The organism is Marinobacter shunpengi (genome assembly GCF_045449695.1).
GTDB lineage: Bacteria > Pseudomonadota > Gammaproteobacteria > Pseudomonadales > Oleiphilaceae > Marinobacter.
Genome location: NZ_JBJJKZ010000012.1, coordinates 197,894 through 218,290 on the forward strand (window position 1 = coordinate 197,894; position 20,397 = coordinate 218,290).

The 20,397-nt window shown below is 61.6% G+C and carries 22 protein-coding genes and 1 tRNA gene; 19 read left to right on the plus strand and 4 right to left on the minus strand.

Annotation, left to right across the window (positions count from 1 at the left end):
* Positions 1 to 19: 19 nt before the first annotated feature.
* Positions 20 to 1,261 (minus strand): PP2C family protein-serine/threonine phosphatase, encoded by a 1,242-nt coding sequence (locus tag ACJO2E_RS07510; RefSeq protein ID WP_406963265.1) that lies wholly within the window; start codon positions 1,259 to 1,261, stop codon positions 20 to 22.
* A gap of 117 nt (positions 1,262 to 1,378) precedes the next feature.
* Here ACJO2E_RS07510 and ACJO2E_RS07515 point away from each other — a divergent pair, with 117 nt between their 5' ends.
* Entirely contained in the window at positions 1,379 to 2,851 is a 1,473-nt protein-coding gene (locus tag ACJO2E_RS07515) for an HD domain-containing protein (protein WP_406963266.1), read from the plus strand.
* Here the strand turns inward: ACJO2E_RS07515 and ACJO2E_RS07520 are convergent.
* The gene (locus ACJO2E_RS07520; protein ID WP_406963267.1) at positions 2,832 to 3,881 is read right to left on the minus strand and encodes an NAD(P)/FAD-dependent oxidoreductase; all 1,050 of its coding nucleotides are present in this window, start codon (positions 3,879 to 3,881) and stop codon (positions 2,832 to 2,834) included. The two genes, ACJO2E_RS07515 and ACJO2E_RS07520, sit on opposite strands and share 20 nt — an antisense overlap.
* 95 nt (positions 3,882 to 3,976) lie before the next feature.
* Here ACJO2E_RS07520 and ACJO2E_RS07525 point away from each other — a divergent pair, with 95 nt between their 5' ends.
* From ACJO2E_RS07525 to ACJO2E_RS07570, 10 genes are all read left to right on the plus strand, one after another.
* Positions 3,977 to 4,930 carry an acyl-CoA desaturase gene (locus ACJO2E_RS07525; RefSeq protein ID WP_406963268.1) on the plus strand — a complete coding sequence of 318 codons (954 nt, stop codon included), beginning with the start codon at positions 3,977 to 3,979 and terminating at the stop codon, positions 4,928 to 4,930.
* Entirely contained in the window at positions 4,927 to 5,403 is a 477-nt protein-coding gene (locus ACJO2E_RS07530) for a nuclear transport factor 2 family protein (protein ID WP_406963269.1), read from the plus strand. Before ACJO2E_RS07525 ends, ACJO2E_RS07530 begins: the two co-directional genes overlap by 4 nt.
* Positions 5,400 to 6,197 carry an SDR family NAD(P)-dependent oxidoreductase gene (locus ACJO2E_RS07535; protein ID WP_406963270.1) on the plus strand — a complete coding sequence of 266 codons (798 nt, stop codon included), beginning with the start codon at positions 5,400 to 5,402 and terminating at the stop codon, positions 6,195 to 6,197. The genes ACJO2E_RS07530 and ACJO2E_RS07535 overlap by 4 nt, the downstream gene beginning before the upstream one ends.
* Complete coding sequence (locus tag ACJO2E_RS07540) at positions 6,194 to 7,459, plus strand: NAD(P)/FAD-dependent oxidoreductase (RefSeq protein WP_406963271.1); 1,266 nt, start codon at positions 6,194 to 6,196, stop codon at positions 7,457 to 7,459. The genes ACJO2E_RS07535 and ACJO2E_RS07540 overlap by 4 nt, the downstream gene beginning before the upstream one ends.
* Positions 7,456 to 8,376 (plus strand): DUF1365 domain-containing protein, encoded by a 921-nt coding sequence (locus tag ACJO2E_RS07545; RefSeq protein WP_406963272.1) that lies wholly within the window; start codon positions 7,456 to 7,458, stop codon positions 8,374 to 8,376. Before ACJO2E_RS07540 ends, ACJO2E_RS07545 begins: the two co-directional genes overlap by 4 nt.
* On the plus strand, positions 8,364 to 9,644 hold the full coding sequence (locus tag ACJO2E_RS07550; protein ID WP_406963273.1) for a class I SAM-dependent methyltransferase: 1,281 nt from the start codon (positions 8,364 to 8,366) through the stop codon (positions 9,642 to 9,644). The genes ACJO2E_RS07545 and ACJO2E_RS07550 overlap by 13 nt, the downstream gene beginning before the upstream one ends.
* A 5-nt stretch (positions 9,645 to 9,649) precedes the next feature.
* Positions 9,650 to 10,165 (plus strand): DUF2878 domain-containing protein, encoded by a 516-nt coding sequence (locus ACJO2E_RS07555; protein ID WP_406963274.1) that lies wholly within the window; start codon positions 9,650 to 9,652, stop codon positions 10,163 to 10,165.
* Positions 10,162 to 10,920, plus strand: coding sequence for a hypothetical protein (locus ACJO2E_RS07560; protein WP_406963275.1), 759 nt, complete (start codon positions 10,162 to 10,164; stop codon positions 10,918 to 10,920). The genes ACJO2E_RS07555 and ACJO2E_RS07560 overlap by 4 nt, the downstream gene beginning before the upstream one ends.
* 73 nt (positions 10,921 to 10,993) lie before the next feature.
* Entirely contained in the window at positions 10,994 to 11,806 is an 813-nt protein-coding gene (gene xthA / locus ACJO2E_RS07565) for an exodeoxyribonuclease III (RefSeq protein WP_406963276.1), read from the plus strand.
* A gap of 24 nt (positions 11,807 to 11,830) precedes the next feature.
* Positions 11,831 to 12,463 carry a TetR/AcrR family transcriptional regulator gene (locus ACJO2E_RS07570; protein WP_406963277.1) on the plus strand — a complete coding sequence of 211 codons (633 nt, stop codon included), beginning with the start codon at positions 11,831 to 11,833 and terminating at the stop codon, positions 12,461 to 12,463.
* Between the two features lie 7 nt (positions 12,464 to 12,470).
* Here the strand turns inward: ACJO2E_RS07570 and ACJO2E_RS07575 are convergent, their stop codons facing one another.
* Complete coding sequence (locus ACJO2E_RS07575; RefSeq protein WP_406963278.1) at positions 12,471 to 12,950, minus strand: phasin family protein; 480 nt, start codon at positions 12,948 to 12,950, stop codon at positions 12,471 to 12,473.
* A 440-nt stretch (positions 12,951 to 13,390) separates the two neighbouring features.
* Between ACJO2E_RS07575 and ACJO2E_RS07580 the strand changes: the two genes are divergently transcribed.
* From ACJO2E_RS07580 to ACJO2E_RS07605, 6 genes are all read left to right on the plus strand, one after another.
* Complete coding sequence (locus ACJO2E_RS07580) at positions 13,391 to 13,825, plus strand: protein tyrosine phosphatase family protein (RefSeq protein ID WP_406963279.1); 435 nt, start codon at positions 13,391 to 13,393, stop codon at positions 13,823 to 13,825.
* Positions 13,826 to 13,907: 82 nt separating this feature from the next.
* Positions 13,908 to 15,005, plus strand: coding sequence for a ferrochelatase (hemH, locus tag ACJO2E_RS07585; protein ID WP_406963280.1), 1,098 nt, complete (start codon positions 13,908 to 13,910; stop codon positions 15,003 to 15,005).
* A gap of 41 nt (positions 15,006 to 15,046) precedes the next feature.
* Complete coding sequence (locus ACJO2E_RS07590) at positions 15,047 to 15,793, plus strand: 5-oxoprolinase subunit PxpA (RefSeq protein ID WP_406963281.1); 747 nt, start codon at positions 15,047 to 15,049, stop codon at positions 15,791 to 15,793.
* 3 nt (positions 15,794 to 15,796) lie between these two features.
* Positions 15,797 to 16,516, plus strand: a complete 720-nt coding sequence (gene pxpB / locus ACJO2E_RS07595; RefSeq protein WP_406963282.1) for a 5-oxoprolinase subunit PxpB — start codon at positions 15,797 to 15,799, stop codon at positions 16,514 to 16,516.
* Positions 16,513 to 17,484, plus strand: a complete 972-nt coding sequence (locus ACJO2E_RS07600; RefSeq protein WP_406963283.1) for a 5-oxoprolinase subunit C family protein — start codon at positions 16,513 to 16,515, stop codon at positions 17,482 to 17,484. Before pxpB ends, ACJO2E_RS07600 begins: the two co-directional genes overlap by 4 nt.
* A 165-nt stretch (positions 17,485 to 17,649) precedes the next feature.
* Positions 17,650 to 17,740: transfer RNA gene (locus ACJO2E_RS07605), tRNA-Ser, on the plus strand.
* A gap of 49 nt (positions 17,741 to 17,789) precedes the next feature.
* On the opposite strand, the gene ACJO2E_RS07610 is transcribed toward ACJO2E_RS07605, so the two are convergent.
* Entirely contained in the window at positions 17,790 to 18,356 is a 567-nt protein-coding gene (locus ACJO2E_RS07610) for a hypothetical protein (protein WP_406963284.1), read from the minus strand.
* Positions 18,357 to 18,686: 330 nt separating this feature from the next.
* Here ACJO2E_RS07610 and ACJO2E_RS07615 point away from each other — a divergent pair, with 330 nt between their 5' ends.
* A complete protein-coding gene (locus ACJO2E_RS07615) occupies positions 18,687 to 19,718 on the plus strand; it encodes a TRAP transporter substrate-binding protein (protein ID WP_406963285.1) in 1,032 nt (343 codons plus the stop codon).
* Positions 19,719 to 19,787: 69 nt separating this feature from the next.
* Positions 19,788 to 20,378 carry a TRAP transporter small permease gene (locus ACJO2E_RS07620; protein WP_406963286.1) on the plus strand — a complete coding sequence of 197 codons (591 nt, stop codon included), beginning with the start codon at positions 19,788 to 19,790 and terminating at the stop codon, positions 20,376 to 20,378.
* The last annotated feature ends 19 nt before the right edge of the window (positions 20,379 to 20,397 follow it).

The following is a 20,397-nucleotide window of genomic DNA, read 5'->3' on the forward strand; positions in this document are numbered from 1 at the left end:
AACGCCCGGTGAGCTTGACTCACCCGACACCCGCCGGCTTCCCGGCATCAGTGACAGATACGCCATGCAAATCGGAATCGGTCACTGTGATATCGGATACCGACACGATCGCGATGTCGTCTGGGAGCTCTGCGGTCCCTTCCAGGTGCAGGGCGTCGCTCAGCGATGCGATAGTGTGACGGCCTCCTGATACGAGTTCAAGTAATAGCTGTTCCTTTTTATCCAGATTCTCCGCCTTCAGAACCTCAAGGATGCCATCGGAAAACAGGAACAGGTGAAACGGCCCCGGCAGGGGGATTTCATATTCCTCCCATTCCGGCTCATCGAAAAGCCCCACCGGCAGGCCGGACCCTTCCAGGAACCGCGTTTCCCCATCCCTGAACGAGATCATGGGCATCGGAAAGTGCGCACCTACAGCGTAACGCAGGGTTCTGGCCGAGGATGAGATGAGCCCCACAAATACCGTGACATGTTTGCCCAGCCCGGTATCCAGCAATTCAGAGTTAATCCGTTGCAGGAAGCGCTCCGGATACAGGATGTCGTCCGACGATCCCCGGCGCAGGTTGCGCTGGAGCCGGTTGGTCAGGTTCTTGAGCAATACGGTGACGAAGGCGGAACTGGCGCCATGGCCGGAAACGTCGGCGATGTACACCAGGGTCAGGTCCTCGGAGATCCGGAAATAGTCCAGGAAATCGCCGCTCAGGAACAGGGACGGCTTGATCAGGTGGTCAATGGCCAGGCCATTGAGCATGACCTGGTGATCCGGCAACATCTTGAGCTGGACCTTGCGCCCGGCCCGCTGATCGGCCCTGAGCTCGGAGATCCCCTCGCGCAGGTCGGTGTTGGCCTCCTCCAGTTCCTGACGGTAAAGCTGGTTGAGCCGGTGCACCCGAACCCGATCGAAAATGCGCCCCAGCACTTCCTCCACCATCGACCGGTCCGTTACCGGCTTGAGGATGAAATCCACCGCCCCGGCCCGCAGCACCTCGATAACCTCGGCGGCATCGGTGGCGTGGGAGCAGGCAATCAGCGGGATAAAGGCACCGTCGCTGCGCAGGCAGGTGGTCAGTTCCCGGATGGTAGACGGAGGCAGGTCCGCAAAGATGACGTCCGGAGGACGGTCGTCAAAGAGCTGACGGGCACCGGATATACTGCCGTAACCGTGTACATAGAAACCGCGGGAGACCAGATAGCGGTCAAGCTCCCCACGAGCGGATTCGTCGGGATCGATAATCAGTATGCGCTCGGTGCGCGCTGCCATGCTTCGACCTTCATTGTTTCAATTATGCCGGGATCACCGGTTACCGCATACTGGGTATTCTGGCATGGTGCTGTGATATAACAAGTACCCAACCTGTTTTCCCGGCGAGGTTTAATCATGCGCAAGGCGGTCAATGACCTTCTCGGTGCTTATGACAAGATCATCATGGATCCGGTTCACGGCGGCATCCCCCTTTACCGCCACGAAATACGGGTCATCGACCATCCCCTGTTCCAGCGCCTGCGCAATATCTGCCAGAACGATATCCTCAGCCTGGTCTTTCCCGGCGCCACCCATTCCCGCTTCCTGCACAGCGTGGGCGTGATGCATGTGGGCGGGCGCATGTTCCGCGCCATGATTGATGCCTATCTGCGGGAGCGTCAGCTCAGTGAACAGGTGGACCTGACCCTCAGCCAGCTTGACGCCATCGATTACCTCTCCAAGACCATCCGGCTGGGCTGTCTGCTCCATGACAGCGGCCATTCCAGCTTCTCTCACCAGTTCACCCAGGCACGGCGCATCCATGAACTGATGGCCCAGCCGAACCGGTTTGAACAGCTCTGGGAAGGGGCGGATTTCACGCGGTATTTCCGGGAGCCTCCGGCGGAGCTGGAACATGAGCACTATTCAGTACGAGTTGCCCACGAGATCCTGACCAGCATTGACCTGGAGCAGGCGGGGCTATACCTGGAGGATGTGATGGGCATCATGGAGACCACCGAGGTCACCCCCAGCGAGGCGTTCTGCCGCCATGCCCACACCTTCTGGGAATTCATTGCCGGCGAAGATTCGGATTCGGGCCGGCTGCGTAACGCCGATATTCCGAAGCTGGTGATGGGGATGCTGTCGTCCATTGTGTCCGGCGAGATCGACGCTGACCGGGCCGACTACATGCTGAGGGACGGCTTCCATTCGTCGGTGACCATCGGCGGGTTCAACCTGGATCACCTGCTGAGCAACCTGCGGTTCGGCTGGGATACCCGCACGCCCTGGCTGGGCCTGGCCATCACCCACAAGGGGCTGGGGGCGCTGGAGGATTTCGTCTACAGCCGCTACCAGATGTACCGCAAGGTCTATGCCCACAAGACGGCGCTGGGTTTTGACTGGCTGTTGCGGGAGGCCATCAACGAAGCCCTGGAAGATCCGGAGATTTTCGACTGGATCAACATCTGCCTAAGTGACATCGGCTATTTTTCCGATCTCACCGACAGCTTCTTCTGGGAGGCCTTCCGGCGCATCGCCCGGCGACGGCCCGCCAGCTATTCCCGGTGCATCGTGGACCGGGTCAAGCTGCACCACCTGGACACCCGGGAGAACCTGGAGCCGGACGAACTGGGCGCCCACCGGCACTGGCTCGCCCGGGAGCTGTCACTGCCACCCGGGGATGTGGTGACGTGCACCATGCGGGCCAAATTCTCCCGCATCGGAGAAAGCTTCGACGGCATCCAGGTGCTGGTCCGTGACCCGATTTCCCGCACCCGGCGCCTGCGACGGATCACCGATGTGAGCGCCTTCTTCAGTAAATTTGCGGATGGCACCATCACCCATTTCTACCTGCGCCCCCGGGAAGTTACCGGGACGTCGGAATAAGGCCTTCCGATTCCAGCCGGCCGACCAGCCCGGAGGCGCTGTTGTAGGCGCCCTCCGCGCGACCACCCTCAAGCCAGTCGCCGGCAATGGCAAGGCGACTGTCGCAAAACCAGAGGTGTCCCGGCGTGGTGCGGGCCCGGGGGCGGGCATAAAGCCAGCGGTGCACCAGGGACTCCCGGTGAAGGGCGGTAATGCCGCTGCAGGCCCGGAACTCTTCCAGCAACTCTTCGCGGACCTGTTCGGGGGCCGTATCGGTATGGGCATCGGACCAGTCCGGGTCCGCGTGAAGCACCCACCACTCGCCCTCGTCGTCACGGCCGGGTTTGCTGGAGTTGTTGGCAATCCAGTGCAACCGGCGGCTGTCCGGCATCAACGCCTGGAAGGTTGCTCCGGCACCCTCCGGGAAATGGAGCACTACCGTCCAGCAGGCCTGCATGTGGCTGACCCGGATGTTCAGATCGCCAGCAAGCTCCGCCAGGCCACTGCCGGACAGCAATTCCACTGTCTGCGCCGGTGGCGGCGTCAGTACCACCGCATCAAACCGCTCATAGACCTTGCCGTCAGTATCCCGGAGCTGCCAGAGGCCATCGCTGTCCCGTTTCAGCCGGGCGATACGAATGCCGGACCGCACGTCGAGATCCCGGGAAATCGCCCGTGTAATCGCGGACATTCTGGGAATCCCCACGTAGCGCTGGGCCGACCGCATATCCTGCCAGCCCTGCTCACTGTCCTGGTAGCGGAAAACACCATTCCACTCACCATAGGCGGACGGTCCGGCGTACTGGTCCAGGAACTGCCGGAACTCCGGGTTGCGGATGGTGAAGTACTGGGCGCCGATGTCCGCCGAACCACCGGCGGGCTCCGGCAATCGCTTGGCGGCCATGCGGCCACCGGGGCCACGACTCTTTTCGAACAGTGTCACCTCGACACCAGCGGCACGAAGCCTGGTTGCAGTGACCAGACCGGCGAGCCCTGAACCAACAATCGCGACACGACGTATTACGGATTGGGTCTTGTGGGAATCAAACATGGTTTCCTGAACATCCAGAACGTTGGTAACCAACGTAGTTAAGGGCGCAGCATTCGCTGCCATCGTATCAATGTACCGGACAAGGTTGTAACAGCATGACCAGAGTGCATTCCTGGCTCAATAACATCCTGAGATGGTTCGATTCCGAAGCCGGTTCGGATCAGCTCGACCAGACATCACGACAGTTCAACCTGGTGCGGGTACTGCCTTTCATTGCCCTGCATGCAGCCTGCCTCCTGGCCTTCCTGACGGGTGTCAGCGCCCTCGCCCTGGGGTTCGCGCTGGCGTTCTTCGCCATCCGCATGTTCGCCATTACCGGCTTCTACCACCGCTATTTCTCCCACAAGACTTTCCGCACCAGCCGTGGATGGCAGTTTGTGTTTGCCCTGCTGGGAGCCTCCGCCGCCCAACGTGGTCCCCTGTGGTGGGCCGCCCACCATCGCCACCATCATCAGCACTCCGACCTTGAGGACGACCTGCACTCCCCCCACCATGGCGGGTTCTGGTGGTCCCATGTCGGCTGGTTTACCTGCGATGCCGGCTTCCGCACCGATGAGCGCCGGGTGAAAGACTGGCTGCGCTATCCGGAACTGCGATTCATCAACCGTTTCGATGCCCTGGTACCGGCGGCCTGTGCCTTAGCCATCTACGGACTTGGTGAAGCGCTCGCTGCCTGGGCCCCGGGACTTGGCACCAACGGCCTGCAACTGCTGGTCTGGGGTTTCTTCGTGTCCACGGTGGTGCTGTTCCACGCCACGGTGTCCATCAATTCCCTGTCCCACGTCTGGGGATCGCGCCGTTTCGATACTCCGGATGACAGCCGCAACAATTTCTGGCTGGCACTGGTAACGTTTGGCGAAGGCTGGCACAACAACCACCACCGCTACCCCCAGTCGGCCCGTCAGGGCTTTCGCTGGTATGAAATCGACCTGACCTACTACGGGCTATGGTTACTCTCCAAAGCCGGTATTATCCATGGGCTCAAGCCCCTGCCAGAGCGCGTCCGGGAAGAAGCCCGTCGCCTTGATCAGCAACGGAGGATCCTATGACCAGGCACCCCTCATCCGCTGCCGCCACCGATATCCGCCAGCACGAGTCTGTTGCGGTTACGGTGGAACGCTTCCAGCGCCTGTTCAATACGCTCTCAGCCGGTCGGGTCACCGGCCTGGCTGAGGTCTACAGCGAACAGGTCCGGTTTGTCGATCCGTTTTCCTCCGTGGAGGGGCTGGAGGAACTACAGGCCTACTTAGACAAGGTCTACACCAATGTTACCGCCTGCCGGTTCGAATTCGACGATACCCTGGTGTCCGGTGACCAGGCCTGCATTGAATGGACCATGCACCTGCAACACCCCAGGCTGCGCCGTGGCCGCGAACTGGCCGTTCATGGCATCAGCCGGCTGACCATTGCCGAAGGCCGGGTGCGCTACCACCGGGACTATTTTGACGCCGGTGAACTGCTCTACGAGAACCTGCCCCTGCTGGGCTCCGCCGTTCGTCTGGTCCGGAGCTTTGCGTCATGAGCCGGTTTCTCGGGAAAGCGTCCAACGTGTGGCTGACCGGCGCCACCTCGGGCATTGGCGAGGCCCTGGCCCGTCAGTTGATCCGGGAGGGACATTCACTGGTGGTCACCGGTCGTCGCCAATCCGCCCTGGACGAACTGGCCAGGCTTGATGCCGACCGGGTCAGGACCGCGCCTGCCGATACCACGGATGCCGGGGAGCTGGCCAGGGTGGGTTCGATACTCGATAGCGGCGAGCCGGTCGATATTGCCATCCTCAACGCCGGCACCTGCGAGTACCTGGATATTGAACACTTCGATAGCGAGCTGATTGGCCGCAACATCGAAACCAACGTCATGGGTACGGTACGCAGCATTGAACAGGCCCTGCCCCGGCTCCGGCGGACCCGGCGGCTCGGCAGGCCCGCGGCCCTGGTCATCGTCGGGTCATCGGCCTGGTGGTTTCCGTTCGCCCGGGCGGAAGGCTATGGCGCATCCAAGGCGGCTCTGGCCTATCTGGCACATTCCCTGCGGGCGGATCTGGCCCGGGAAGGCATTGACGTCTTCCTGGTGTCACCCGGATTCGTGAAGACGCCGCTGACAGACCGCAACGACTTTCCGATGCCCTTCCTTGTCACGGCGGACAATGCCGCCAAGCGGATTATAAACGGCCTTAAAAAAGGCCACTGCAACATTGAATTTCCACGTAAATTTACGTGGACACTGCGACTGCTCGGCAACCTGCCCCAGGCGCTGGTTGACCGCATGGCCGCGGCCATGGCACGCGACACTTCCGGGAACCAACAACAGACATGACCCAGATATCCCAGCGTATTGCCGTTATCGGCGCCGGCGTTTCAGGGCTGACAGCCGCCTGGTTGCTGGCGGAGCACCACGACGTACACCTGTTCGAGTCTGGCAGACAGGCCGGCGGCCACACCAACACCCGCCCCGTAACCGCTGGCGGCCGGACCTGGCCGGTCAACACGGGGTTTATCGTCTTCAATGACTGGACGTACCCCGGTTTTATCAGGCTGATGGACCGGCTCGGGGTGGCCTATGAAGACAGCGACATGAGCTTCAGCGTCAATGCACCCACCATCGGGCTGCAGTACAACGGCACCAGCCTCAACACCCTGTTCGCCCAGCGCCGTAATCTGGTCAATCCGCCCTTTCTGCGGATGATCCGGGAAATCCTGCGCTTCAACCGCCAGACCCGGGCCGACCTGCAGACGGACTCACTGGACGACACAGAAACCCTGGGCCATTACCTGGACCGCCACGGCTTCTCCCGCTATTTCCGGGATCACTACATCGTGCCCATGGGGGCTGCCATCTGGTCCGCCCCGGAGATGGTGCTGACACGGTTCCCGGTACGCTTCTTCCTGCAGTTCTTCAATAACCACGGCATGCTGTCGGTGGACGACCGTCCCCAGTGGCGGGTGATTTCCGGCGGTTCCGCCCGCTATATCGATCGCATGATGGACCGGCTGGGCGAGCGGACACACCTGGATAGCCCCGTGGAGCGCATTGACCGGGATGATGACGGCGTGACCGTCCGGGTGAAGGGCGAGAATCAGCGCTTTGACCAGGTGATCCTGGCCTGTCACAGCGACCAGGCCCTGGCCCTACTGGGGGATGCCTCAGCGGCAGAGACTGAGATCCTGTCGGCCATCCCGTACCAGAACAATGATGTGGTGTTGCATACCGACGCCACCCTGCTGCCCTCAAACCGCCGGGCCTGGGCCGCCTGGAACTACTACCTGCCTGAGCGGGGGGACCAGCCGGTGTCGGTGACCTACAACATGAATATCCTTCAGAACTTCCATGAGGCACCGGAAACCTTCTGTGTGACCCTGAACCGTAGCCGTGACATTGATGAAAACCGCATCATCGAGCGCTACACCTACGCCCATCCGGTGTTTTCCCTGGACGGCGTCGCGGCCCAGCAGCGTTACCACGAGATCGGTAACCGCAACCGCACCCACTTCTGCGGCGCCTACTGGTTCAACGGTTTCCATGAAGATGGCGTGCAGAGCGCCCTGCGGGTGACATCCGCTTTTGGAGTCTCCCTGTGAAAACACCGGGGCACTACGCCAGCAGTTGGCTGAGCGGCACCGTTCGCCATCGCCGCCACTCGCCGGTGGGGCACGAGTTCCGTTACCACACAGGCATGCTGGCCCTGGACCTGGACGAGTGGTCCCGTTTTGGAGACGTCAGCCCGCTGGTATCGGTGGGACGCTTCAACTGGATGTCCCTCCGGCGGGGGGATTACCTGGACCCGGGCCATCCCGACCTGCGCCAGGCAGTGGCTGACCGTGTCGAGGGGGCCACCGGCTGGCGGCCGGACGGCCCCGTGGAGTTGATCACCCACCCCCGGTATTTCGGGTACGTGTTCAACCCGGTCAGTTTCTACTTCTGCTACCGGGCCGGGGACACCCCGTCGGAAGGGGCCGTACCGGCGGTGATCCTGGCCCAGATCACCAACACCCCCTGGCACCAGCGGCATGTCTACTGCCTGGAGGTGGCGGATGTCACCACCACGAACCAGGGTTGGCGCACCATCAAGGCGAATTTCGCCAAGCGTTTCCATGTCTCCCCGTTCAACCCCATGGACCAGGACTACCGGTGGACCTTCAGCTTCCGGGGCCCAGAGTTGCGTATCCACATGAACGTTAACCGGCCTTCCGGCAAAGACGACACCCGTCAACGGGTTTTCGACGCCACCCTGGTGGTCCAACGCACCCCGGTCACTCGTAAAAGTATCCACCGAAGCCTGAGGCAGTTTCCCCTGGAGTCCTTCAGGGTGATCGCCGGCATCTACTGGCATGCCCTCAGGCTCCGGCTCAAGGGCGTCCCCTTCCATACCCATCCGGACAAGCTCCCGGGGGATCACCCCCACCGGGGCCAGGGCCGGGAGGATCGTGGAAGGGAAGCAACGGCCAAGAGTTCGAAAGATTCAGGTTCCACGAGGATCAGTTCATGGAGAACATAGACAAGATTTCCCCGGACACCGTCGAGGCAAGACCGCCGGTCATCAGCCGCCTTGCCCGTCACCTGGTTCTGGGTCAGCTCCGGCAACTGGGTTCCGGTGAGCTGGTGATCCGGGAACCGGGGCAACAGGAGCAGGTGCTTGGGGACGGCGACCGACGCTGGCCGGTGGCCCGCCTTGATGTGCATGACCACTCGGTCTGGCGGGACCTGCTCACCGGTGGCGGCGTAGGTGCCGCCGAGGCATTCGTTGCCGGCGACTGGAGCACCCCGGACCTGACCGCCCTGCTCCGGTTCTTCACCCGAAACGTGGATCGCATGAATGCCTTCGAGGATCGGTTCAGTTGGCTCAGCAAACCAGCCCTGAAGGCGCTGCACTGGCTTAACCGCAATACCCGGGAGGGGTCCCGCAAGAACATTTCCGCCCACTACGACCTGGGCAACGACCTGTTCCGGCTGTTCCTGGACCCGACCATGATGTACTCCTCGGCGGTCTATCCCCGCGAGGAGGCCTTCCTGAACGAGGCCGCCACCTACAAGCTGGACCTGATCTGCCGCAAGCTGGACCTGAAACCCGGAGATCGGGTGATCGAGATCGGCACCGGCTGGGGCGGTTTCGCCATCCACGCCGCCAAACACTATGGCTGCCATGTCACCACTACCACAATCTCCAGCGAACAACTCGCCCTGGCCCGGGAAAACGTCGCCCGGGAAGGCCTGGAGGAGCGGATCACCCTGCTGTTCGACGATTACCGGGACCTTGAGGGCCAGTTCGACAAACTGGTGTCCATCGAGATGATCGAGGCGGTGGGCCCCCAGTTCCTCGACAGCTACCTGGGTCAGATCAGCCGTCTGCTGAAACCGGACGGACTGGCCCTGGTGCAGGCCATTACCATGCCCGAGCAGCGTTATCGGCGGGCCCTCAGGAATGTGGATTTTATCCAGCGCTATATCTTCCCCGGCAGCTTCATCCCGTCCTTCGGCGCCATCCTGGATGCCATGCGCCGGGAAACCGACCTGGTCATGACCCACGCCGAGGACTTCGGTTTCCACTATGCCCGCACGCTCCGGGATTGGCGGGACCGGTTCCTGGCACAAACCGACACCCTGGACGAACTGGGTTACGACGAGTCCTTCCGTCGACTCTGGCGGTTCTACTTTGCCTATTGCGAGGCCGGCTTTGACGAGCGGGCTATCGGCGTCAACCAGCTGCTGCTGGCCAAGCCGGAGAACAAACGCCCCCACCTGCTGGCGGACCCGGGCCGCGCCTGACCGGTATGTCCCGTGACACCGCGTTCAAGCTCGTCAATTTCCTCCTGTTCCAGGCGGGCTGGTTGGCGGGCGTGATCCTCACCAACCCCTGGGCAGTGGCCATTGCCGTGGCCATCGTAGCCTTCCACCTGGCGGTGGTGAGCGACCATGCCCGGGCCGAGGGACGCTTTATCCTGCTGGGGGTGGTCCTGGGCTCACTGCTCGACGGGCTCTGGTTCCGCACCGGCATCCTCCAGGACAGTGCCGGCAGCGCCTGGACGCCGCTCTGGCTCGTAGCCATCTGGGCCATGTTCATGACCACCCTGGCCCACTCCCTGGCCTGGATGCACCAGCGGACCTGGTTGCCACTAATATTCGCGCCGGTTGCCGGCCCAATGGCCTACTACGCCGCCAGCCGCCTGGGCGCCGTTGACATGCCGGACCCGGGCCTGACCCTGGCGGTCCTCGCACTGGGCTGGGGTGTCATCTTCCCGCTGTTGATGTCTATCCAGCGGCGGTACTTCAGGGAGACACTGATATGAAGCGTATTCTTGCAGCCGCCGGTGCCCTGGCGGTGATGATAGCCACCACCCATTCCCTGGCGGACGAAGCCCCCGGCCTGGCCTTCAAGGGCACGGCAACGGCCCCTGACAGTAACCGGGTCATCTATCAGGAATTCCATGAGGTTTCCGGCACCTGCACGGATGGGTGGTGGCAGCCGGACCGGCAGGATGTCCGCTATGTCCGCCCCGAGGACGACAAGGCATTCGCCACCAAGGCCCTGACCTACCCGAACAGCCTGCAGACCCCGGATGTGGACTTCCGCCAGCCCTCGTTTGGCGAACGTCTCAACATAGTCCGGAAGGGCGACACCCTTGCCATAGACTGGTCTATTGAAGGGGAGGAAGGCGGAAGCTGGACCCTGAATCCGGGCCCCGATCTGGTGATCGATGCCGGGTTCGACCATTTCATCCGCGCCAACTGGACCACCCTCACCACCGGCGATTCGGTGACTTTCCGGTTCCTGGCGCCTACCCGGGGCGAGGCTTATGATTTCGTCGTCGAACCGGCACCGGAAGCCATCAACGGCGCCCACCACAGCTTCCGCATCCGCCCGGAAGGCCTGATCATGCGGTTGGCCGTGGATCCCATCCGCCTGGGCTACGGGGACGACGGCCTGCTCACCCACTACCAGGGTCTGGGCAATATCCGACGCAACCAGGACGAAAACTACCGGGTATCGATACAGTACCAGGCCACCACCCGCCCCGGCTGCGCCCTGCTGCCCCGATCCTGACCGCCACCTTGGCGATTGTCGTGGCTATGGTAGACTTGCGCGAGCACTCCCCACGAATGGCAGAACCGAATCCATGAAAGTCGTTTCCTTTAACGTCAATAGCATACGAACACGACTGCATCAGCTACAGGCGGTTGTCGACCAGTTCAGCCCGGACATTATCGGCTTGCAGGAAACCAAGGTGAATGATGACCAGTTTCCCGTCGCCGAGGTGGAAGCCATGGGCTACCACGTCCATTTCCACGGCCAGAAGACCCACTATGGCGTTGCCCTGCTCTCGAAGCAGGAACCGGAAGAGGTCCACAAGGGCTATCCCTGGGACAACGGGGACGCCCAGCGACGCCTGATTCGCGGGCGCTTCACGGTAAACGGCGAGCCCCTGACGGTGATCAATGGCTACTTCCCCCAGGGCGAAAGCCGTGATCATCCGGTCAAGTTCCCCGCCAAGGAGAAGTTCTATCACGACCTGATGCGACTGGTGGATGAGCTCAAGGCAAGGGGCGAGCACCTGCTGGTTATCGGTGACATGAACATCTCCCCCACGGACCTGGACATTGGCATCGGCGCCGATAACGCCAAGCGCTGGTTGCGTACCGGCAAATGCAGTTTCCTGCCGGAGGAACGTGGCTGGATGTCGGAAGTGGAGAGTCGTGGGCTCACGGATGTGTTCCGTCACCTGCATCCGGACGAGGACAACACCTTCAGCTGGTTTGACTACCGCAGCCGCGGTTTCGAGCGTGATCCCAGGCGCGGCCTGCGTATTGACCTGATCATGGCCAGCGAGTGGTTACTGCCCAGAGCCAGCTCTGCCGGCGTCAGCTACGAGATACGGGGCATGGAAAGACCATCGGATCATTGCCCGGTCTGGGCGTGCTTTGATCTCTAGAACCCGAGGGCCAGGGAGACGGCGGTGAAGGTAAAGACCCGTGACCGGATATTGTCCACCAGCCTGACCCTGTTCAACGAGCTGGGCGAGCCCAACGTCACCACCCTGCTGATTTCCGATGAGCTGGATATCAGCCCCGGCAACCTCTATTACCACTTCCGCAGCAAGTCGGATATCGTCGACGAGCTGTTCAGCCATTACCGCGCGGCCATGGATGACCTGCTGGCGATTCCGCCGGATGTGGACGTGGGGCTGGACCAGCTCGGTTTCTTCCTGCACCTGCTGTTCGAGACCCTGGAACACTACCGCTTCCTGTACCACGACCTGGTCAACATCCTGTCCCGCTACCCGGAGCTGAAGAAGGCCTTCCGCCGGATACTGCAACGCAAGGAAAAGGGGTTCCACATCCTGTGTGAGAGCCTGAGCCGGCAGGGGCTGATGTCCATAGAACGGGATGCCCGGGATGCCCTGTGCGAGCAACTGACCCTCACTGTGTGCTACTGGGAAAGCTTCGACAGCCTGAAGCAACTGGGCAATCGTAATGGGATGGATCCCGCCCGGGGCGTCTACCAGGTGTTCTACCTGCTCATGCCCTACCTGAACAAGGAGACAGCCGACGAGTTACGGCTGCTGGCCGGAGACTACCGGCGGGACTGAGCGGAGCCTATTCTTCCTCGTCCCTGGCCCCCAGGCTTCCACGCAGAGGAGCAGCATCCTTGCCGCCAGCATTCCTGATTTCGGACAGTTCCTGCTCCAGCTCCGCCACCCGCTGCTCCAGGGCTTCGATATCCTCCCGGCGGGGAATGCCCAGGCGCCGGAGGGCACCGGCCACACGCTCATCGAACAGGGTTTCCAGGCGGTCCCAGGTGCCGGTGGCCCGGTCACGGGCATCCTCCACCCGGTGTTCCACCGCCTTCACCTGGCGTTCCACCAGGCCACGGGTCCTGCTCTCCAGTTCCTCGCCTTCATTCACCAGTCGCTCGAAGAACCGGCCGGCATCCTCTTCCGCCTTGGTATAGGCGCCCAGGCCCGCCAGCCAGATCTGCCGCGCCGAGTCACGGATGCGTCCGGCCAGTTGCGGGTCTTCATCGGTCCTCGGGGCCGATGTCCGGGGTTCCCGGGAGGGACGTTTGCGGTCGGTCATAAACACGACTTCCTTCAGAGTGAATCCAATTGGATTAGTGTATTACATCCCTCCGCACAAATCAGTGACCATGCCGGTGCCAGTGGCGCCATACAGTTTAACTATAAGAGTGCTATTTATATTCAAAAACAGTTTGAAAGTAGCCAAGTCTTTCCTTGAACTGTTCAAAATATCGTCAATACTGAAACTGACCGGCATCCCTGCTGATGTCGGTTTGTCTGGAAGTCTTTCATGGATACTACTCGCACGCCTCTGCCCGGCCTTTGAGCCGGGCCTTTTTTTGTCTGACATGGTATGAAAGCCCTGACCAATCACTTCGATAGGCACTATTAGCGGCGCCGCTGGCTGTGCTGCCCCATGGTTTTCTGTAGAATTCCTGTCACAGTCAAGCCCAGTGACCGTTGGTCCTGTCACCGGTATCAACCAGGAGACGAGTGCCCGTGAATATACGCAAGATTGATGACTCCATTTCCGTCGCGCCGCAGATAAGCCCGGACGACGTGGCCAACATCGCCCGGCTTGGGTTCCGCACCCTGGTGGCCAACCGTCCGGATCACGAGGAACCCGGCCAGCCCGCCATGGCGGAACTGGAACAGGCCGCCCGTGATCACGGCATCACCTGGGTCTACCTGCCCGTGGAGTCCGGCAATATCCTGGACGAGGACGTGGATGCCTTCGCCCCCATGTTCGAGCAGGCCGAGAAGCCGGTGCTGGCCTTCTGTCGCTCCGGTACCCGCTGCAGCGTGCTCTGGGCCCTGAGTTCCGCCCGCCATATGCCCCTTGAGCCGATCATCCAGCGGGCCGGCCAGGCCGGTTACGACCTGCGGGGCCTGATTCCGCGACTACAGCAACAGGCCGAGACCCACCAGAACTGATCCCGGCCTGCCGACGCGCCGTATAACCGGGCGCTGTCATGCCCTGAACCGACCAACACGTTTGCCGAGGACCACCAGCCCCATGAGCTTCAAGGGTGAGGAAGAATTCCGCCACAACCAGCCCTCACGGCTGGGTATACTCGTCACCAACCTGGGCACACCCGACGCCCCCACCACCAGTGCCCTTCGCCGATACCTGGGCGAGTTCCTGTGGGACCCACGGGTAGTGGAAGCACCCCGGCCGCTGTGGTGGCTGATCCTGCACGGTGTCATCCTCCGCATCCGGCCAGCGCGTTCCGCGGCGGCCTACCGCTCGGTCTGGCAGCCGGAGGGCTCTCCCCTGCTGGTTCACACCGCCAACCAGTGCGAAGGTATCCGCGCCGCCCTGCAGAAGAAGTACGGGGACAACCTGGTGGTGGGCTTTGCCATGCGCTACGGCAATCCCTCCATTGCCAGCGTGCTGGACCAGATGCAGCAGCAGGGGGTCCGCAAGCTGCTGGTGTTGCCGCTCTACCCCCAGTACTCGGCATCCACATCGGCGTCCACCTTCGATGCCATTGCGGCGGATTTCACCCGGCGGCGCTGGTTGCCGGACTTCCGGTTTGTCAGCCACTACCATGACTTCCCCCCCTACATCGAAGCCATGGCCCGACATATCGAGGAGCACTGGCGCCAGCATGGTCGTCAGGACCGACTGATCCTCTCGTACCACGGTATTCCCCGGAAGTACCTGGACCGGGGGGATCCCTACCATTGCGAGTGTCACAAGACCTCCCGCTTGCTGGCGGAAAGGCTGGGACTCTCCGCCGATGACTACATGACCACTTTCCAGTCCAGGTTCGGCCGGGAGGAATGGCTGAAACCCTACACCGACGAAACCATGAAATCCCTGCCGTCCCGGGGCGTGGGGTCCGTGGACGTATTCTGCCCCGGCTTCTCCGCCGATTGCCTGGAGACCATCGAGGAAATCAACGAGGAGAACCGGGAGTATTTCATGAAGGCCGGCGGCAAGGCCTTCGAGTACATTCCCGCCCTCAATGCCACCGAGGGACATATCGATGCCCTGGTCCAGTTGATCGAAAACAACCTGGAGGGCTGGGAACCTCCAGCCAATGACCCGGACGAACTGGATGCCCGCCAGCAACGTGCGGAGGCAGTCAGGAAACAGCTCGGGTGGTAAACTGGAACTGGAATCTCCCATAAGAGGAAGGGACTGTCGCCATGAAACTGAACTGCGACCTGGGCGAAAGCTTTGGCGCCTGGACCATGGGCCAGGATGAGGAGGTCATGCCCTACATCGACATGGCCAACATCGCCTGCGGCTTCCACGCGTCCGATCCCTCCATCATGGCCCGTACCGTTCGCCTGGCCCTCTCCCACAACGTCCAGATCGGCGCCCACCCCTCTTACCATGACCTGGTGGGCTTCGGCCGTCGCTCCATCCCCCACTCCGCCGAGGAGATCCGCCACCTGATCTGGTACCAGGTGGGCGCCTTGGAGGGGATCTGTCGCGCCGAGGGAGGCCGGGTCGAGTATATCAAGCCCCATGGCGCCCTCAACAATGACATGATGAAAGACCAGGACACCTTACGGGCCGTGATGGAGGCGGTTGCCGCCTATCAGGACGGGCTGCCCCTGATGATGCCGGTGTCCGTGCACGCTGCTGACCACCGGGCCCTGGCGGAGCAGGTGGGCCTGCCCCTGATCTTCGAGGCCTTCGCCGACCGGGCCTATGACGATAACGGCAGACTGGTTTCCCGCAAGCAGCCCGGCGCGGTCCACGAGGATCCGGACACGATCCTGGCCCAGGCCATGACCCTGGCCAGCAACGGCGGCCTTCACAGCCTCACCGGACAGTGGCTGAACCTGAAGGCCGACAGCCTTTGCGTGCACGGTGACAACGTCCATGCCCTGGCCGCCACCCGGGCCATCCGCAAGGCCCTTCACCGGGCCAGCACCGACATCTGACCCATGGTGACCGGCCCGGTTCCAGCGATCCAGGCGATCTCAGAGGATGCGGTACTGGTTTCCTTCGGCGACACCATTGATCCCGCACTGACCGCCGTCATCCGGGTCTGGTGTGACGCCATAGGAACCAGGCTGGGCGATATGCTCACCGATCTGGTTCCGTCCTATACCTCCATTACGGTCTACTACGATCCGGGGCTGGCCGACTTCCGGCGGATGATCCACCTCCTGCGCTCGATTCCCGACACCTTGCCAGCGAAACCGGAGGCCACCAGTGGCCGGGACATCGAATTGCCGGTCTGGTACCACCCGTCGGTGGGCCCCGACCTGGAAGCCCTTGCCAGCGCCTGTGAGCTGACCGTGGACCAGGTCATCGAACGCCACACGGCCGGCACCTACCAGGTCTACGCGCTGGGCTTCAGTCCGGGGTTCGGGTTTATGGGCCTGGTAGACCCCGGGATCGCGCAACCCAGGCTGGAACGACCGCGGGTGAAAGTACCCGCCGGCAGCGTCGGCATCGCCAACCGGCAAACCGCAGTCTATCCGTCATCGTCCCCCGGAGGCTGGCGGCTGATTGGCCGTTGCCCCACCCAACTGTTCAGTGAGGAAGACCTGGCCCTGTTGACCGTGGGAGACTCTGTGCGCTTCCGGCCCGTCGATCGGGAGACCTTCCTGTCCCTGGGCGGGGACGACACCCCCTTCAGGGAGGATTCGACGCCATGACAGGCCTGAGTATCGATCACGCCGGGCCACGAACCACGGTCCAGGACCTGGGGCGCCATGGCTATCAGCACCAGGGACTGTCGCCCGGCGGGGCCGCCGACCTGGCCTCCTACCGCTGGGCCAACCACCTGCTGGACAACCCGCCCAATGCGGCCTGCCTGGAAATCACCTTTGGCGGATTCACCGCCACCGCCCGTCAGCCATTACTGCTGGCAATCACCGGCGCCGACTGCGGGCCGACGATCAACGACCAGCCAGTGGGCCACTGGCGGGCCTTTACCATGGCGCCCGGGGACCGGCTCCGGCTGGACAGGCCACGGTCGGGCCTGCTCACCTATCTCGCGGTTGCCGGAGGCTGGCAGACCCGCATTTTCTGTGGCAGCCGCTCCGCCGTTGCCCGGGAGGGCCTGGCGAGACTGGGTCTGCTGGAGGACGGCGCCGACCTGCCGGTAATGGCGTCAGGCCCCATCACCGCCCCCGAACACTACCGGGCACGGGAGGTGCCCGCCAACCTGAGGCCGAACCTGACCGCCGATGCTCCACTGCGGGTGATGCCGGGCCCTGAACGGGACGCCTTTTCCCACACCGACCTGGCCCGCTTCATCCACGGGTGGTACACCATCGGCCAGCAGTCCGACCGTATGGGCTACCGGCTGGAGGGCCCCGCCCTGGAATCCCCGGGGGGCATCACCTCCCGTGGGGTCTGCCGTGGCACCATTCAGATCCCCGGGGACGGCAAGCCGATGGTGTTGCTCAACGATCGCCAGACCATTGGCGGTTATCCGGTACCGGGGATTATTCCGGCACTGGATTGCGGCAGGCTGGCCCAGAAACGTCCAGGGGAGCAGATCGAATTCCAGTGGTCGGACGTTGCCGACTGCCAGTCCGGGCGGATGCTGTTCGAACGGCTGCTGGCAACCAGCCAATGGCGGAACGACGGCACGCTGCACTGCCGCTGGACGGGCTGAGCCAATGGCGCAAATCGACTCAGCCCCCCGGATACAGGGCGCCCAACCAACGGTCAAAGCGTCCACGGGAAGCGGAAAATGCCGTTATGGCCGGGCGTTGACACATCAGAACATTCCGGTATCATGCACGTCGCTGTCGCAATGGCAGTGACAATATGGATAAACGGTGGGCTGGCAGAGTGGCTGAATGCAGCGGTCTTGAAAACCGCCGAAGGTTAGTAGCCTTCCCGGGGTTCGAATCCCTGGCCCACCGCCATTTTTCTTTCCTTCTTTTTTAACGCTTCCCTCGAACACCTAACAGCAACTCAGTTCCCCAGATCGTATTCCAGCACCCGCTTCAGTTCGGAACGGTGTGGCTCGACGGCTTCCAGGTCCGACGAAGGCACCTGCTCCATGCGCTCAAGCATCCTGGCGGTCCTTTCAATCATGGCCCGCATCTGCTGTTTCTGTTCATCGGAGAACTGGGTGCTATTGTTCACCTCCCGACGCATACCGACCAGTCGTTCCTGCATCTCGGAGATGCTGTCCGCCATATCCAGCCGCGTCAGTGCCAACAGGGCCCGGTCCCCTGCCCGCCCCCAGGCCTGGGGGCTGTCAAAACCGTGCTCTTTCACCACCGCTTGCAGGGTGGCATAACCTTCCGAGCCCTCCATGAACGCGACCGCATCCGACAACAGCAGTGACCGTGGATCATCCTGTGCCTCCCGGCTCGCTTCCCAGGCTTCCATAAACTGGCCGGAGAAGGACTCGTCCGTCTGCAGCTCCTCCATGGAAGCAATAAAACGGCTCACCGTATCCCCTGTCAGCGCCTGGGCATTCACTGCCACCGACAGGAAAAAACCGGTACAGAGTATCGCAATCCACCTCGTCACAAACGTTCCTCCCACTCTGAAGACTGTCGCCGAACCATCCAGGCCGCATCGCCCCGAAAGCTGCCATAACGGCATTCCGGCAACGTCAAGGGTATGCCATAACGGCCCCTGAGAACCGCCCATTCAAGCACAAAACAGCAATTAGTTGCGTTTCCTTTGCAGTGGTTTTCTTGCCTTATTATCAATGTTTTGCCAGTCTAAATAGGCGTTAATCAAAACTGCCACGGCTGGCTTCGGGTTTCTCGCGCCCGATATCCAGGCCCACTTAATACAATAATAAAGCCGGTCATACCCCAGCCGTGCCTCTTGAGGACGATGGAGAAGAAAGGCATGAACAAGAGCACAATGTTTCGAAAAGTCGTAGGAGCATCCTCCCTGACCCTGGCAACGGCCATCGCCGCCACCAGTGTCGCTAACGCCGCAACCTGGCGTTATGCCCACGAAGAATACGACGGAGACGTTCAGGACGTTTACGCCGAACACTTCAAGGATTATGTCGAAGAGAATTCCGATCACACCATCCAGATCTTCGAGTTCGGACAGCTGGGTGAGTCTGACGACATCATGGAGCAGACCCAGAACGGCATCCTGCAGTTCGTCAACCAGTCCCCCGGGTTTACCGGTTCGCTGATTCCCGAAGCGCAGATCTTCTTCATTCCGTATCTGATGCCCACGGACATGGAGACCGTTGTTGAGTTCTTCCGCACCAGTGAGGCCATCAACGAGGACTTTCCCGAGCTCTATTCGGAACAGGGCCTGGAACTGCTGAAGATGTACCCCGAAGGGGAGATGGTCATCACCCTGGACGAGCAGGCCACGTCACCCGAAGATCTGCAGAACAAGAAGATCCGCGTCATGACCAACCCGCTGCTGTCGGCCACCTACGAGGCGTTCGGTGCCACCCCGACACCGTTGCCCTGGGGTGAGGTGTACGGCGCCCTGCAGACCAATATGATCGACGGTCAGGAGAACCCCATCTTCTGGATTGAGTCCGGCGGCCTGTATGAAGTATCCCCCAACCTGATCTTTACCGGTCACGGCTGGTTCACCACCGCCATCATGGCCAACCAGGATTTCTATGAGGGCCTGTCCGAGGAAGACCAGAAACTGGTTCAGGAAGCAGCGGACTATGCGTTCGACAAGATCATCACTCATATCGACGGTCTGGCGGACGAATCCCTTGCGAAGATCCAGGAAGCCAGCGATGACGTGACCGTCACCAAACTGAACGACGAGCAGATCGAAGCCTTCCGCAAGCGTGCGCCGCAGGTAGAGGAAACCTTTATCGAAATGACCGGCGAAAGAGGCAAGGAACTGCTTGAGCAATTCAAGGAAGACCTGGAAGAGGTCCAGAGCAACTGATCCTTGAGCCGCCCCGGGGTAGTGCCCCGGGGCTGGCTTTTCTTCTGGATTTAAAACGGAGTTCTCACCATGACCAATTCAGCCACTGAACCGGACGAAGCGGAAGGCTACAAATCCGGCCTGCCTGGCCCACTGGGCGTTGTCGACCTGATAATAGCCAAGATAGAGGCCGTGATGCTCGCCATCGGGGTGCTATTGATGGCCCTTAATACCTGTATCAACGTCGTTGCCCGGTTTGCCTTCGGAGAGGGGTTGTTTTTCTCCGGTGAGATCAACCGCATCCTGATCATACTGATTACCTTTGCCGGCCTCGGTTATGCCGCCCGCCACGGGCGTCACATACGTATGTCGGCCATCTACGACACATTGCCCGCCAAGGGCCGCAAGATCCTGATGATTGTCATCGCCCTGTTTACCTCCATGGTGATGTTCTTTCTCTGCTACTACTCGGTGGAGTACATCCTTAACCTGTATGACCGTGGTCGCGTCCTGCCTGCCCTTGGGATCCCCATCTGGATCATCTATGTATGGGTTCCCATAGGCTTTGCCATCACGGGCGTGCAGTACGTTCTGACCGCCATCAAGAACCTTGTGTCCAAGGACGTCTACCTGTCGACGTCGGTGCTCGACGGCTACGCCGATACTGAAACCGAAGTCTGACCACCGCAAGAGCAAGAAA